Here is a 13,864-nt window from a genome sequence, read left to right as displayed (position 1 = left end):
ATATTTTGATATGTTCGCCGGGATCGGCGGCTTTCGGGCGGGGCTGACCCGCGTCGGCGGCTTCCAGTGCGTCGGACACTGCGAGATCGACAAATATGCCGAAGCCAGTTACCGCGCGATCCACGACATCAGGAAGGAGGAGCGATACTATCCAGACGCCCGAGCCATTGACCCCAACGACCTGCCCGACTTCGACCTTTTGTGTGGGGGATTCCCCTGCCAGGCGTTTTCTCTCGCTGGCCGCAGAAAAGGATTTGACGATGCAAGAGGTACTCTCTTCTTTGAAATTGCCCGCCTGGCTGAAACCAGACGGCCTTCGTATCTTCTGCTCGAGAACGTGCCAGGACTGCTTAACCATGACGGCGGCCGGACGTTTGCGGCCATCCTCTCCGCGCTTTCTGACCTGGGGTACCATGTCGAATGGGCTGTGCTTAACAGCAAACATTTTGGAGTCCCGCAGTCAAGGAGGAGGGTGTTCCTTATCTGCTATCTTGATCCCCGATGCGCCGGAAAAATATTACCTGTCTTCGGAAATGGTGCAAAAGCTCTTATACAACTCATCGGCGGGGCGCAAGGACACCGGGTCTATGACCCAGAAGGAGTAGCCTGTACCCAGACAGCCGGTGGTGGCGGCCTCGGTGTGAAAACCGGGTTATACCTGCTGCCGCCGGACGCGCCCTTTGTGGATCTGTGTGCGGGGCATCCGAAACGGACGCAGCAATCCCGATGCATCACTGCCCGCTATGGGCAGACGACGCTGTCCAATCATAAGGCGGAACGCTCCGGGGCGCTGCTGATCAAGGAAGCCACCCGAAAAGGCTATCAGGAGGCGGCGCCTGGCGACAGCGTGGACTTGGGCTATCCGGGCAGCGCCACACGCGCCGGTCGGGTCGGGGTCGGTGTCGCCCATGACGCCGCCAGTGTGCAGGGCATTGTGGAGCGCGGCGGACGCATCCGCCGCCTGATGCCCAGGGAGTGCCTGCGCCTGCAGGGCTTTGACGATGAGCAAATCGACAAGATCCTCGCCATCAACTCGGACGCCCAAGCCTACAAGCAGGCAGGCAACAGCGTCACCGTTACAGTGATCGAGGCCATTGGCCGGCGCATCCGGGCCGTGGACGAGGCTTTGCGAAAGGAGGCGGCTGCGTGACCGGGATGAAGGACCAGTATTTCGGCGTCGAGGTGGAGATGACCGGCATCACCCGTGAACAGGCCGCGCAGGCGCTGGCAGATTATTTCGGAACGATCCCACAGTACAAAGGTGGGGTTTATGATGCATGGGTCGTCAAAGACACAGAAAACAAAGAGTGGAAACTGATGAGTGACGGAAGCATCCGTGCAGAGCGAAAGACATTGCATGGCTACGAACAAACAAATAACAGGCAATATAAAGTGGAGATGGTTTCGCCCAAACTGACCTATGCGGAGCTGCCAAAGTTCCAAGAGTGTGTGCGGCAGATCCGGCATGCGGGGGCAAAGGTCAACAGTTCCTGCGGCCTGCACATCCATGTGGACGCGGCCAACCACAACCGCCAGAGCTTGAAAAACCTCCTGAGCATCATGTACGCCAAAGAGGACATTTTGTTCAAGGCCCTGCAGGTGAATGAGGCCCGTGCCGCCCGCTGGTGCCAAAAGGTGCGGGAACCCATGCTGCGGCAGGCCCGCACCCTCTCCGCTGAGGAAACCAAGGATCTGACACAGCTGGAGAGCATTTGGTATGAAGGGGAGGTCAGCGCAGGAGAGCATTACAACTGGACACGCTATTATGCCTTAAACCTGCACTCGGTGTTCTATCGCGGCACGGTGGAGTGGCGCTGTTTCAACTCCACCCTCCATGCAGGCCGTGCCGCGGCGTACATCAACCTGTGCCTCGCCATGTCGGCCCAGGCCATAGCCCAGCGCAGCACTGTCATGCGGAAAACCCACAGCGACAATGAACTATTCACTTTCCGTGTATGGCTGGTGCGCCTGGGCCTCAACGGGCCGGAGTTTAAGAACACCCGCGACCATCTGCTGGCCAACTTAGATGGTGACCGTGCCTGGCGCTACGACAAGGACAGTTACGAAGTCAACAAAAAGAAGAAAAAGAACCGAGAGATGGAGAGGTGACGAGATGAAGATCCGCATTGAAGAAGATATCCTGTCCGGTACCGGGGCGGAGATCATGGACCAGCTGCGCGCCCGTGTATTTGACCCCACGGAGTTCCCTGACACGGAGAGTTACATCTGGTTCCTGCGAAACAATGTGGTGCGTACCACCGGCCTGGACTTCCCACTGCCAGAGGGGGATGTGGAGCAGCAGGCCCGCATGATGTTCTCCCAGTTGGCGAAAGTAGGTGCCCTCACGATTCTGGAGGACTGATATGGCGGAACGGTTGTATTTTGCCTATGGCAGCAATATCAATCTGGAGCAGATGGCTGTCCGCTGTCCCGCCGCTCAAGTGGTTGGACCTGCGGTGCTGGATGGCTATGAACTGCTGTTCCGCGGCAACCGGCGCGGAACCGGCGTCGCTACCATCGAGCCTTTGCCTGGCAGCCAGGTCCACGGCCTTCTGTGGAAGCTGACGCCGGAGTGTGAGCGATCCTTGGACGTCTATGAGGGATACCCGCGCCTGTATGAGAAAGAGAATATCACGGTCCGCACCGGGGACGGCAAAGACGTGGTCGTCATGGCCTACATCATGACAGGGGAACTATGGCGGGATCCCACTATCCCTTCTCCCGCCTACTATGGCGGCATTCTGGAGGGATACCGCCAAAACGGCCTGCCGGTGCCGGAACTGGAGGCCGCGCTGAAAAATGTGCACGACGAGGTGCGGCAGGCCCGGCACTTTGAGCGCATGCAGGAAATGGACCTGTTTTTCGGCGAAAAGCCAGGCAGGAAGAAGGGCCACCATGAGCGATAAAGGAAAGAGAGGCGCGGTATGGCAAGAAAAACCATCTCTCTGACGGGAGAACTACACATGAATGCCACAGGATTTTCCGTAACCGTAGATGCACTGGAAACATTGAAAATCGTTGGTATCGCATATGGTGTTTATGACCATGCGGAAGATCTGCGGGATTGCCGTGTCACACTGGAGAATGGTGAGCGGCCGGCACTGGTTGTTCAGGAAGATGTCAGCCTGCATGGAAGTCCCTTTTGGGAAACCGTGCGTACCATTACAGATGACCCGGAACGGATCCGGCAATATGTGGCATTTCGGGAAACGCTAAAAATGTTCCAACAGATAGAACGGGAGCGCGAAGTTGTGCAACGGGATACAGGCCGCAGCAGTCAACAGGGCGCTCCCGCCAAGAGGAAGGATTGCCATGAGCGATAACCATCTGACAATCCTCGTTGTAGAGCCGGGGAAACCGCCATATCCCCGGCAGATCCCAGACACCCTGCAGGCCATGCAGGAGATTGTCGGCGGGGACATCGACGCCACATACCCCTATGAGGATCCCGTGGCGCTTATATTTAACAGCAGCGGCAAGTTTGCTGGCCTGCAGCCAAACCGCCTCCTCCGGCTGGAAAACGGGGATCCGTATGATGTTGTGTGCGGCACCTTTTTCCTCGCCGGCCTCGGCGGGGAAACCTTTGTGTCTTTGACGCCGGAACAGCTTCGAAAATATGAATCCCTGTACAGCCGGGAGATGTTGTTCCCACTCCCCAAAAAGAAAGAGAGAAGGAATGAGCATGAAAGATAAGACCATTCTGACAGCGGAGTCCGTCACAGCGGGCCACCCGGACAAGCTGTGCGACACCATAGCGGATACTGTGCTGGACTGCTGCCTGGAACACGACCCCAACGCCCGCGTCGCCTGTGAAGTTCTGGCGACGGCGGGCAAATTTGTGGTGGCCGGCGAGATTAGCGCGCTGACGATCCCGGATATCTCTTCCATCGTGCGCGACACGGTGCGCCGGGCCGGATACAACTGCAGGGACTTTGATGTGGAGGTTCTCATCCACCCCCAAAGCCCGGACATTGCAGACGCTGTCGCAGACAGCGGCCAAGCAGGTGCCGGCGATCAGGGCATCATGTACGGCTACGCCTGCAGTGAAACAGAAAATCTCCTGCCACTGCCGGTAGTGCTGGCCCACCGCCTGACCGCCCTGCTTACCTGTGCGCGGACGATGGGCAGGATCAGCGGCCTGCGGCCGGACGGAAAGGCGCAGGTGTCTGTGGAGTATGTCTTCGGCGCACCCCGGCGGATCTCCGCCATCGTCCTCTCCTGCCAGCATGCGGAGGATAAGGATCTGTCCCAACTGCGGGAGGAACTGCTGGAATTCGTCATCCAGCCAGCCCTCCGCATCTTCCCCGCGGATGAGGACACGGAGATTTTCATCAATCCCTCCGGCCGCTTTGTACTGGGTGGGATCGAGGCGGACACCGGCCTGACCGGCCGCAAACTGATGGTGGACACCTATGGAGGGCTGGCCCCCCACGGCGGCGGCGCGCTGTCCGGCAAGGATGGGACCAAGGTGGACCGCAGCGGCGCCTACATGGCCCGCTGCATCGCCAAGAATATTGTGGCCGCCGGCCTCGCGGAGAAATGCACAGTCGCTCTGGCCTATGCAATCGGGCGGGCCGATCCGGTGGCCGTCGACGTGGATACCCACCTCACCGGTACATACTCGGACAAACTGCTGGAACAGGCGGTCCGCTGTTTCTTTGACCTCACGCCCGCAGGTATGATCCATACCCTGCAGTTGAACCAGCCGATTTTTGCGGACGCCTGCAACTATGGCCACTTTACCAGGGCAAACCTGCCGTGGGAGCAGACCGGTCAGGCCGGAAAGTTTGCGGAGCTGTGTGCGCAGTTGGATCACGGAGATGGTGGCGGCTGAAATATATAGCATCCTGTTCTTTTGGTAAGGACAGCATCGCCACCATCCTGCTGGCGCTCCGCTACGGGGAACCGCTGGATGAGGCGGTGTACTGCTAAGTTATGTTTGACAGCCATATCTCCGGCGAGGTGCCGGAACACCGGGACTTCATCTATGGCACGGCCATCCCCGCACTGGAGCGCATGGGCGTAAAGATCCGCATTCTTCGTGGGCTGCAGACCTATGTGGGGCTGTTCACCGGGCGGATCACCCGCGGGCCGAAAAAGGGCCTGCTCCGCTCCTTTCCCATCTGTGGGCGATGCGCCGTCCAGCGGGACTGCAAACTGAAACCGATTTTACGGTACCAGAGAAGCCTCCCGCCGGACACGGTCCAATACATCGGCATCGCCAGGGATGAGCAGGAGCGGCTGCTCCGGCTGGACGGACGCCGTGTTTCCCTGTTGGACAAGTATGGCTATACGGAACAGGACGCAAAGCAGCTCTGCCGGGAGGCGGGGCTGCTTTCTCCTGTCTATGACTTCACCGACAGGGGCGGCTGCTGGTTCTGCCCCAACGCCAGGCGACGGGAACTCCGCCATCTCTATGACCACCACCCGGATCTGTGGGCCAGGATGCTGGAACTGCAGGCCCTGCCGGGAAAGGTCACTGAGAAGTTTAACCGGACCACGACATTTTCGGAAATTGACGCAGGTTTTCGGCGTGAAGATGAACAACTCAGCCTATGGAAAAACGCCGCATAGCGGTGAAGGGAGGTTTCATGCCAAATCATATCACAAATTTGATCTCATTTGGAGATCAGCCGGAGCAGGTCGCCGCTTTCCATCAAATGCTGCGGGATCTGCGCCAGAAGGATGGTGTTTACGGGAGCATCGATTTTAACAAACTCATCCCTATGCCAAAAGCCTTAGACATTGAATCCGGAACCAGGACAACCAACGGCCTTGACGCATATCGCCGGTTTATAACTGGTGACAAAGCCGGCGCGGAAGCTTTCCAAAAAGAACATCCGGAGGAATGGGCGCTTGGGAAACAGGCGTATGAGAATATTCAGCAGTACGGTTCCCCCACCTGGTACGAGTGGTGTAATAAAAATTGGGGAACCAAATGGAATGCGTATTCCTGTGTGGAACTGGGTAAGGATGATGATACCCTGGAGTTCTTTACTGCCTGGAGCAGCGTCCCGACAATTTTGGAGGCCCTTTCGAGAAAGTACCCGGATCAGACTATCTCCTACTGCTGGGCAGACGAGGACATCGGGAGCAATGTGGGAGAGGCTGTATACAAAAACGGAGAAATGATCGATGCAAACATCCCGGAACCCGGATCCAGAGAGGCGTATGAACTGGCGTCGGATATCATGGGGATCGACCTTGCAGACTTTGACCTCTATCTCTCTGCGGATAAAAGCACCTATGAGTACCATGAGGACCCATCCAAAACAAAACGCACCAAGGATGGGCCGGCGAGATGACATTTTACGAACAGGAACTTCGGAAACTGTTTGCAGACGGCACGGTGATCGGCAGCCCCAAGTTTACAGGCCGGGCCTGTTTGGGAACGCTGGGAAAGGATCTCCGTGCCCGTGTGCAGTTTGTGACATCAGGCCACGCGGACCACTATGACGTCATCAGCGTTACGGTGCTGAACCGCACAGACGGCGTAGTAGATAAGCTCCGCCTCCGGCTGAAGGACGTCCTCGGCGTCAAGCAAGTGCCGGGCAACCCCAACTTCCGTAATGGCGTAGCGCCGCATATCTGGGAAGATAGCGGGAAAGTGGAGTGGTACGCCTTCCGCCCATCCGCGGCGGACTATTCCGCCATGCGGCAGGCTGTGAGCGAGTACCTGGGAGTGTTCCGGGATCGTGTGACGGAGCGCCGGCAGGATGGCCCAAGACTCGTCTACATCTGCGCCCCGCTCCGCGGCGAGGTGGAGAAGAATATCGCCTTCGCCAGAGATAAAGCGCGGGAGGTATTCGCAGCGGGCAACGTGCCCATCTGCCCCCATTTGATGTTTCCGCCCATTGCCGACCCGGAAAACCCGGCACAGGATCAGGCGGCACGGGAGATGGGCCTGCGGTTGGTGGAGTCCTGCCAGCAGGTCAACGTCTACGGCCCCGTCTGGACGGAGGGCATGTGGGCGGAGATCAACCACGCCGAGAGGCTGGGGATCCCTGTCCTGACAGACCAAAAGGAGCTGGGAAAGCCCCCGCGCCGGCGAACCAAGCAAGGGAAGGAGCGATGATGTGATGGTGGACAACATTCCGCCAGAAGAACTGGAGATCGAATTATCAGGCAGGCAGATCGAGCAGTTAGATGCGATTGACAATACCGTTTACCAAACGATCCTCACCTTCCTCAACAAGACGGAAGATGAATTTCCCTGGGATATGCATTATATAGGCGAAGTAGCGGATGCCATCGAAGGAACACTGCTGGATCTCGGCCAGCGGGTCCACCGGCCTGCAATCATAACGGAAAAAGACGGAACAGTGCATTTGGAAGAATATCAGGAACCTGTACTGCAAACACCCAAAAAGAATAAGAAGAAGGAGAAACCTGCCTATGAGCGATAACCCCCAGTGGGAAATCATCCAAGGCGACGCGCTGAAGGTGCTGTCCGGCTTTGCGCCTGGGACCTTCGACGCGGTGATCACAGACCCGCCCTACGCATCCGGCGGGCGCACCCAGGCGGAAAAGAACAAGTCCACGGCCAAGAAATACTCCAACATGGGCGACCATGCTCCGCCGCCCTTTGACGGGGACGCCAAGGACCAGCGGTCATGGACGCGCTGGGCGGCGGAGTGGCTGTACGACGCCAGAAAAATCTGTAAGCCCGGCGCCCCGGTGTGTATGTTCATCGACTGGCGGCAGCTTCCCGCAGCTACGGACGCCCTCCAGTGGGCTGGCTGGATCTGGCGCGGCACCGCCGTCTGGGACAAGGGCAACAGCCGGCCCCAGAAGGGACGCTTCCGCCAGCAGGCGGAGTACATCGTCTGGGGATCCAACGGGGACATGCCCATCAGCCGGCCTGTGCCCTGCCTGCCCGGCGTGTTCAAGTACGGCAACCCCCAGAACCGCATCCACCTGACGGAAAAGCCCCTGCAACTTATGCGGGACATCGTGAAGATCACCGAGCCGGGCGGACGGATCCTGGACCCCTTTGCCGGCAGCGGCACCACGGTGCTGGCCGCTGTGCTGGAGGGCTACTCCGCCACCGGCATCGAAGTCACGGACGCCTATGCCGCACTGGCCAGAGGCCGGATCCGCCAGGCGCTGGAGGACGTCCAATGACACGCCCTTGCTTTTCAACCGTGGACGGCAAGGACGTCCAATGACACGCCCTGCCATTGAAGGGAGGTCTGCACCATAGCAAAAGAGCAGCAAGCACGATTTTTCAGAAAGGCGGCTTCTGTTGCTGATTTGCAAAACGACACCCCGATCATCAAGACCGCGCCTTTTACGGTGGTGCGGGAGATCATCCTGCCGGAATCCAAATACCGCCGCTTTCAAGCGGACCTGCTGGCCGAGGCCCCTTTCATCGCCGCAAGGACCCAGCTCACCGGGTACAGCGAGAAGTTCGGCCGCTTCCGCTGCCTGCTGGTCACCGCCCGCAGGCGGCAGGACGGCATCCTCGTTGACAGCGAAGGTTACACCTACGCCCGCTATGCGGCGTATGTGCGGGACAAGCGCGAACTGGAACTGGCCGGCGTCCCGCGGGATAACCTGGACTTCAAGGCCCATGAGCGGTGAGCATTTTTCTTTTCCGCAGGAGAGGGAATTGAAATCCACCTACCGCTTGAAAATGGCCGCGCCCTGCGCGGCGAGGCCACCGCCGCCTTCGGCGGCGATGGCGCAAGCATAGCGCAAAGATATCTTTTGCGCGCTTGCAGGGGGGATCCCCCTGGCCCCAATGCCGCCTGCAGGCGGAAAATTGCCGGCTGTGAGCCGTGGAAGGAGTGAGCATGCAGAAGAAATACGAGATTTGCCTACGGCTGTCCCAAGAGGAAAAAACGCTGCTGGAGAACAGCGCCCGATGTTGCGGCCTTTCCAAAACCGCCTACCTCCGGCGCCTCATTCTGGGGGCGGAGGTTCGCGCGCTCCCTTCTCAGGAGATCAAAGCCCTCCGCACGGAGATCCATCATATCGGCAACAATATCAATCAAATCGCCCGCAGTGTCAATGCTGGAATTGCCAAACCGGACGATGCCAAACACGGGCTGTATATGCTGGATCGTGTCTATGAACTCATGTACCAAGTGGCGAAAAAGTAAATGGCTGTTACAAAAGTTCTTGCCAGGAAAGGTCGTCTGGATGTCGGCATCCACTATGTGCTCAATGGCGATAAGACTAACGAACAGATTCTTACAGCCTATCTGAATTGCGATCCCGGCCACGCATGCAGGCAGATGCTGGATACGAAACGTGCAATGGGCAAAACAGACGGCGTCCAGTATTATCACATCATCCAGTCCTTCAAGCCCGGCGAGGTCACCCCGGAGCTGGCGCTGGAGATCGCCAGGGAGTTCGCGGCAGAGCATCTGCCCGGCTACCAGGCGGTCATCGGCGTCCATGTGGACAAGGAGCACATCCATGCCCATACCATCTTCAATTCCGTGAATGCGGATACCGGCGAGAAGTACCACAGCAATGCCCGCAGTTACTACAGCCAGATTCGCGCCATCTCAGACCGGCTGTGCCGGGAACATGGCCTGTCCGTCATCATGGAGGGAAAAGCAGATAAGGCCGTCAGCTACATTGAGTGGCTGCGGCAGAGCAGGGGCCAGCCCACCTTCCGGGCAATGCTGGAGGCGGATCTGCGGGAGGCCATAGAGGATGCCAACGATATCGGTCACTTCTTCCTCATCATGGAGCACAAGGGATATGAGATCAAGCATGGGAATCGCCTCGGTTTCCGTCTGCGGGGCCAAGATCGGTTCATGGTACCGGGCCGAAAAAACCCGCTGTTCACCGAGGACGGCATCCGCGCCGCCATTGGAGGGAATCTGGATGCCATTGCCGCAGGTACGCGCCCCGCCATCATCTACCGGCCGCGGTACCAGCCGTACCGCAGGCATCCCAAGTACACCGGATTCATGGCCCTGTATGTCCATTACCTCTATCTGCTGGGCAAGGCCGGGCAGCGGCAGTACCCGCCGAGGATGACGCCCCATCTCAGACGGGAGATCATGAAGTTCGAGAGTTACAAGGAGCAGTTCGCCTTCCTGCGGGCGCATGGTATTACTACGGCGGAGGATTTGAGTGCCGTCCGCGCCCGCGCAGAGGAAACGCTGGCCAGCCTGATGAAACAGCGCACCATCCTCAACGTGCGGAAGAAGAAACGGCGGGCGCTCTACGACGCCCTCTCCGACGCGGAGGCCCTCGCCCCGGCAAGGGATTGCTATGAGTCCGGCATGCCCGGCATGGAGGAACCCTTCGCCCGCTACATGGACGCCGTCTCCGCGCTGGAGCAGTGTGGGATCCATAGGGAGCAGCTCATGGCGGAAAAGGCGGAGTTGTACCGGCAGTTGGCGGACGTCAACCGTGAGATCCGGCGGGCGCGGAAGGAGATTTCCATGTGCGATACCATTGAGCGGAACCGGCCTCAGATGGAACACGACATCCATGTGGCCGAGGCCAAGGCAAAGGAGGTGGAACGAGATGAATATCGGAGGCGGTGAAGCTGCGGACCAACTGGTCCGCATGATGCTCTCTGGTGGTGAGGTCGCAGTTCGGCTGACCGGTTCGGCAGTGAAAAATCTTTTGGCCATATCGCTGGCGCTGGCGAAAAGCCACAAGAAGATCAGCGGCAAGGTCCGCATGGGCAAAATGCTGCAGCAGACACGGGATCTGCGGGTATTCCCCATGACGCAGGAGGAATACCGGGAGTTCAGGCACAAGGCGCGGGAACCGAAATTGCTCTATGCGGCCATCCAAAACTCCAGAGATCCCAATGACCCCAAAAGCATGGTAGATGTTGTCATGCCGGCCACAGAGGTGGAACGGGCCAACTTGGTGTTCCAGAAGATGATGTACCAGCAGCCGGAGGCCCCCCAGAAGGAGCAGCCGGAACGGGAGCGGCAACCGGAGAAGGAACCTGGAACGCCAAAAAAAGATTCCCGGTCGGGACGCGCCTCGCGCGATACCAGCACCAGCTCTCCTATGCACGCCGGGAGCGCGGCGAGGACGACGAGTGATGAGCGGCCCTCCGTTGAGGGCCGCCTGCAGGACTATCGCGCACAGTTGGAGGAACAGCGGCGGCGCGCCCCGGCCAGGCAGAAAACCAAGACGCGGACCAAGACCAGATAATTGAGTGCTGTTTGGGGAAAGTGCTGGATATTCCGGGCCGGTTCAGGTATGGTTGCGTTACAGAAAAAGTGAAGGAGGCCAGATACCATGAAGGTCGTTTACTACTACAGAGGACGCACCGGCAGCGCAGGATTCCTGCTCCCGGAGGATATGGCACTGCTGAAAAGGCTGTTTGCGCACGGGAGCCTGCCGCCCAAAGCGCAGCTGCGAGGGAAACGCTGCTGGCTGTATCTCCGGGTGAACACGAACAATCCGGCAGCAGACGAGATCGGTATCAGCGGACAGGACACTTACCTGCGCCAATTTGCAGAAGTAAACAGCATGCAGATCGTCGGCGTATACAAAGATTATATGTGCGGATGGGACCTCCGGAGGCCCAGCCTCCGGTTCCTGGCGCGGGAGGCTGCCGAAAAGAAAATGGATTACATCCTGTCCTGTAAACAGGATCGGATCTACCGGGGCCACGACCTGCGGGGCCTCCTGCAGTATGAGGATCACATGCACGCCCTCGGTGTGGACATCCTGTATCCCTTCGAACAGGACTAAGCAAACAGGCATACATCCAAACAGCCTATGGGGCGTACCAATGCGGTGCGCCCCTGTTTTTCAGTTGGAGGTGAATGCCGCTGAATAAACCGGGCAGATCGGGAGGGATCCTCCCGTATCTGTTTCTCTACATCCCCGTGGTCTGGGCCGCTCTCCTGATTGCCCAGTCCCTCGGGAACGGCCTGCCGGAGCTGCTGACGAACCTGACCGCGGCCCTGCAGACTCCTTTGAAGATCCGCTGGACGGAACACAGCCTGATGAGCATCCTCGCCTGCACCGGCGCGTACATCATAGGCATCTGCCTGTATTGCACCACACAGGGCCGCACCCGTGACGGCGAGGAACACGGCTCGGCACAGTGGGCGTCTCCCAAACAGGTCAACGCTATGTTCTGTCAAAAGCAGAATAAGCCCCTGACACAAAATGTCCGTTTGGGGCTGGATACCCACAAGCACCGCAGGTCCCTCAACGTACTGGTCATCGGCGGCAGCGGCGCGGCCAAGACCCGCAGCTATGTCCTGCCTAACATTTTGGAGGCCAACACCAACTATGTGATCACCGATCCCAAAATGGAGGTGCTGACTGCCACCGGCGGCTACCTCAAAAGCCAGGGCTACGATGTGCGGGTGCTGAACCTTGTCAATCTGGAGCAGTCGGACGGATACAACCCCTTCCGCTATATCCGGGACGAGAAGGATGCCCTGCGGCTTGTCAATAACCTCATTCAAGCCACAACACCCAAGAACAGCCATGAGTCGGATCCGTTCTGGACCAAGGCCGAAACGGCGCTGCTGCAGGCCATCATCCTCATGCTGTTTCAGGAGGCGCCGGAGTCCGAGCAGAACTTTTCCATGGTCATGCGGGTGCTGGAATACGCGGAGGTAAAAGAGGACGACGAGGACCACGTCTCGCCGCTGGATCTGCTGTTCAGCGCCATTGAACGGGAGAAGCCGGACAGCGTCGCCGTCCGGCAATATAAGGTCTTTAAGATGGCGGCGGGCAAGACTTCCAAGAGCATCCTTGTGTCGACCGCTGTGCGTCTGGCCCCCTTTAACCTGCCCCAGATCCGGGCCATCACGGACCACGACGATATGGATCTGTACACGCTGGGAGAGAAGAAATGTGCCCTGTACGCTGTTATCCCGGACAATGACAATACCTATAACTTTTTGGTAAGTCTGCTTTATTCCCAGGTGTTCCAGACCCTTTACTACTGTGCAGACCAGATCCACCACGGTCCGCTGCCCCGGCATGTCCACTTCATCCTGGATGAGGCGCCCTCGGTCAATTTGCCGGGGCTGCCCCGCGAACTGGCAACCATGAGGTCCAGAAACATCTCCTGCAGCACCATCATCCAAAACATGGCGCAGATCAAGGAGCAGTTCAAGGACTCCTGGGAAACCATCCCCGGCAACTCGGACACCCTGCTGTACCTCGGCGGCAACGAGTCCAGCACCCACAAGTACATTTCCGAGGCCCTGGGCAAATCCACCATCGATACCAAGACTCATGGGGAAACCAAAGGTAAGTCCGGCTCATGGTCCACCAACATGCAGATCAGCGGCCGGGAGCTGCTGACGCCGGACGAAGTGCGCCGGTTGGACAACCGGTACGCCATCCTGCTCATTCGCGGTGCCGGACCGGTCATGGACCTGAAATACGATTTAATGAAACATCCCGCCGTCCGGCAAACCTCACTGGCTGGCGGGCCACCCTATATTCACCACAGGCAGAACCAAGCACCGGTGATTTCTGGACATGAATTTTTTGCGGCATTTTCCACCGATGACGCCAATGAAAACAAGGAGAATGCAGCATGAATCATAAATTCGAAAAGCGGGTCAAGCGCATTTACGCCATGCTTTCCTGCTTTGTGCTGGTCGCGGTCATGACCGTCTGTCCTGCCTTCGCGGCGGACGATCCGCTGGCGGTTGTGACAAATCTGAGCGACTTCATTTTTTCCCTCATCCGGGCCATCGGCCTCATCCTGCTGGGCTTCGGCGTCCTCCAGCTGGGCCTGTCCCTCAAGAGCCACGACCCCTCCCAGCGCGCCAACGGCATGCTCACCATCGCGGGCGGCATTGTGATCACGTTTACCAAGGAGATCCTCACCCTCATCACCGGCTGAGTGGGCAAAGCGGGAGGGCGCACACAGCGTCCTCCCGCTCCCTTCCCACAC

18 protein-coding genes and 1 pseudogene are annotated in these 13,864 nt (G+C 58.6%); all 19 read left to right on the top strand.

Annotation, left to right across the window (positions count from 1 at the left end; all coding sequences use genetic code 11):
* Positions 1–10 precede the first annotated feature (10 nt).
* The 19 genes and pseudogenes from dcm (at position 11) to OCV69_RS11270 (ending at position 13,813) form a co-directional block, all read left to right on the top strand.
* A complete protein-coding gene (dcm, locus tag OCV69_RS11360) occupies positions 11–1,150 on the top strand; it encodes a DNA (cytosine-5-)-methyltransferase (RefSeq protein ID WP_009258910.1) in 1,140 nt (379 codons plus the stop codon).
* A gap of 5 nt (positions 1,151–1,155) precedes the next feature.
* A complete protein-coding gene (locus tag OCV69_RS11355) occupies positions 1,156–2,109 on the top strand; it encodes an amidoligase family protein (RefSeq protein WP_044944401.1) in 954 nt (317 codons plus the stop codon).
* Positions 2,110–2,113: 4 nt separating this feature from the next.
* Positions 2,114–2,362 (top strand): hypothetical protein, encoded by a 249-nt coding sequence (locus OCV69_RS11350; RefSeq protein ID WP_009258912.1) that lies wholly within the window; start codon positions 2,114–2,116, stop codon positions 2,360–2,362.
* A gap of 1 nt (position 2,363) precedes the next feature.
* Positions 2,364–2,906, top strand: coding sequence for a gamma-glutamylcyclotransferase family protein (locus OCV69_RS11345; RefSeq protein WP_009258913.1), 543 nt, complete (start codon positions 2,364–2,366; stop codon positions 2,904–2,906).
* 18 nt (positions 2,907–2,924) lie between these two features.
* Positions 2,925–3,323 carry a hypothetical protein gene (locus OCV69_RS11340; protein WP_009258914.1) on the top strand — a complete coding sequence of 133 codons (399 nt, stop codon included), beginning with the start codon at positions 2,925–2,927 and terminating at the stop codon, positions 3,321–3,323.
* Complete coding sequence (locus OCV69_RS11335; RefSeq protein WP_009258915.1) at positions 3,313–3,693, top strand: DUF3846 domain-containing protein; 381 nt, start codon at positions 3,313–3,315, stop codon at positions 3,691–3,693. Before OCV69_RS11340 ends, OCV69_RS11335 begins: the two co-directional genes overlap by 11 nt.
* Positions 3,677–4,834: a methionine adenosyltransferase gene (gene metK / locus OCV69_RS11330; protein WP_470207085.1), complete on the top strand. Its 1,158-nt coding sequence runs from the start codon at positions 3,677–3,679 to the stop codon at positions 4,832–4,834. Before OCV69_RS11335 ends, metK begins: the two co-directional genes overlap by 17 nt.
* A gap of 101 nt (positions 4,835–4,935) precedes the next feature.
* A complete protein-coding gene (locus OCV69_RS11325) occupies positions 4,936–5,574 on the top strand; it encodes a phosphoadenosine phosphosulfate reductase (RefSeq protein ID WP_243208555.1) in 639 nt (212 codons plus the stop codon).
* A 17-nt stretch (positions 5,575–5,591) separates the two neighbouring features.
* Positions 5,592–6,305: a DUF1281 family ferredoxin-like fold protein gene (locus OCV69_RS11320; RefSeq protein ID WP_009258918.1), complete on the top strand. Its 714-nt coding sequence runs from the start codon at positions 5,592–5,594 to the stop codon at positions 6,303–6,305.
* Positions 6,302–7,075 (top strand): DUF7768 domain-containing protein, encoded by a 774-nt coding sequence (locus OCV69_RS11315; RefSeq protein WP_009258919.1) that lies wholly within the window; start codon positions 6,302–6,304, stop codon positions 7,073–7,075. Before OCV69_RS11320 ends, OCV69_RS11315 begins: the two co-directional genes overlap by 4 nt.
* Position 7,076: 1 nt before the next feature.
* A complete protein-coding gene (locus OCV69_RS11310) occupies positions 7,077–7,406 on the top strand; it encodes a hypothetical protein (RefSeq protein ID WP_158359195.1) in 330 nt (109 codons plus the stop codon).
* Between the two features lie 7 nt (positions 7,407–7,413).
* Positions 7,414–8,124, top strand: a pseudogene (locus OCV69_RS11305) (DNA-methyltransferase); the annotation flags it as partial.
* 129 nt (positions 8,125–8,253) lie between these two features.
* Positions 8,254–8,583: a DUF6329 domain-containing protein gene (locus OCV69_RS11300; protein WP_009258922.1), complete on the top strand. Its 330-nt coding sequence runs from the start codon at positions 8,254–8,256 to the stop codon at positions 8,581–8,583.
* A gap of 212 nt (positions 8,584–8,795) precedes the next feature.
* The gene (locus OCV69_RS11295) at positions 8,796–9,104 is read left to right on the top strand and encodes a plasmid mobilization protein (RefSeq protein ID WP_009258923.1); all 309 of its coding nucleotides are present in this window, start codon (positions 8,796–8,798) and stop codon (positions 9,102–9,104) included.
* Positions 9,105–10,511: a relaxase/mobilization nuclease domain-containing protein gene (locus OCV69_RS11290; protein ID WP_055270879.1), complete on the top strand. Its 1,407-nt coding sequence runs from the start codon at positions 9,105–9,107 to the stop codon at positions 10,509–10,511.
* A complete protein-coding gene (locus tag OCV69_RS11285) occupies positions 10,492–11,139 on the top strand; it encodes a DUF3801 domain-containing protein (protein ID WP_009258925.1) in 648 nt (215 codons plus the stop codon). The genes OCV69_RS11290 and OCV69_RS11285 overlap by 20 nt, the downstream gene beginning before the upstream one ends.
* Before the next feature lie 87 nt (positions 11,140–11,226).
* Positions 11,227–11,685 carry a recombinase family protein gene (locus OCV69_RS11280; RefSeq protein ID WP_009258926.1) on the top strand — a complete coding sequence of 153 codons (459 nt, stop codon included), beginning with the start codon at positions 11,227–11,229 and terminating at the stop codon, positions 11,683–11,685.
* Between the two features lie 74 nt (positions 11,686–11,759).
* Complete coding sequence (locus OCV69_RS11275) at positions 11,760–13,505, top strand: VirD4-like conjugal transfer protein, CD1115 family (protein ID WP_009258927.1); 1,746 nt, start codon at positions 11,760–11,762, stop codon at positions 13,503–13,505.
* Between the two features lie 38 nt (positions 13,506–13,543).
* Positions 13,544–13,813, top strand: a complete 270-nt coding sequence (locus tag OCV69_RS11270; protein WP_226928282.1) for a formate hydrogenlyase — start codon at positions 13,544–13,546, stop codon at positions 13,811–13,813.
* Positions 13,814–13,864: the final 51 nt, after the last annotated feature.

This window comes from Alitiscatomonas aceti (assembly GCF_025567195.1).
Taxonomy (GTDB): domain Bacteria; phylum Bacillota; class Clostridia; order Lachnospirales; family Lachnospiraceae; genus Alitiscatomonas; species Alitiscatomonas aceti.
The sequence above is the reverse complement of the archived record's forward strand: the minus strand, read 5'-3'. Positions and strand labels throughout refer to the sequence as shown.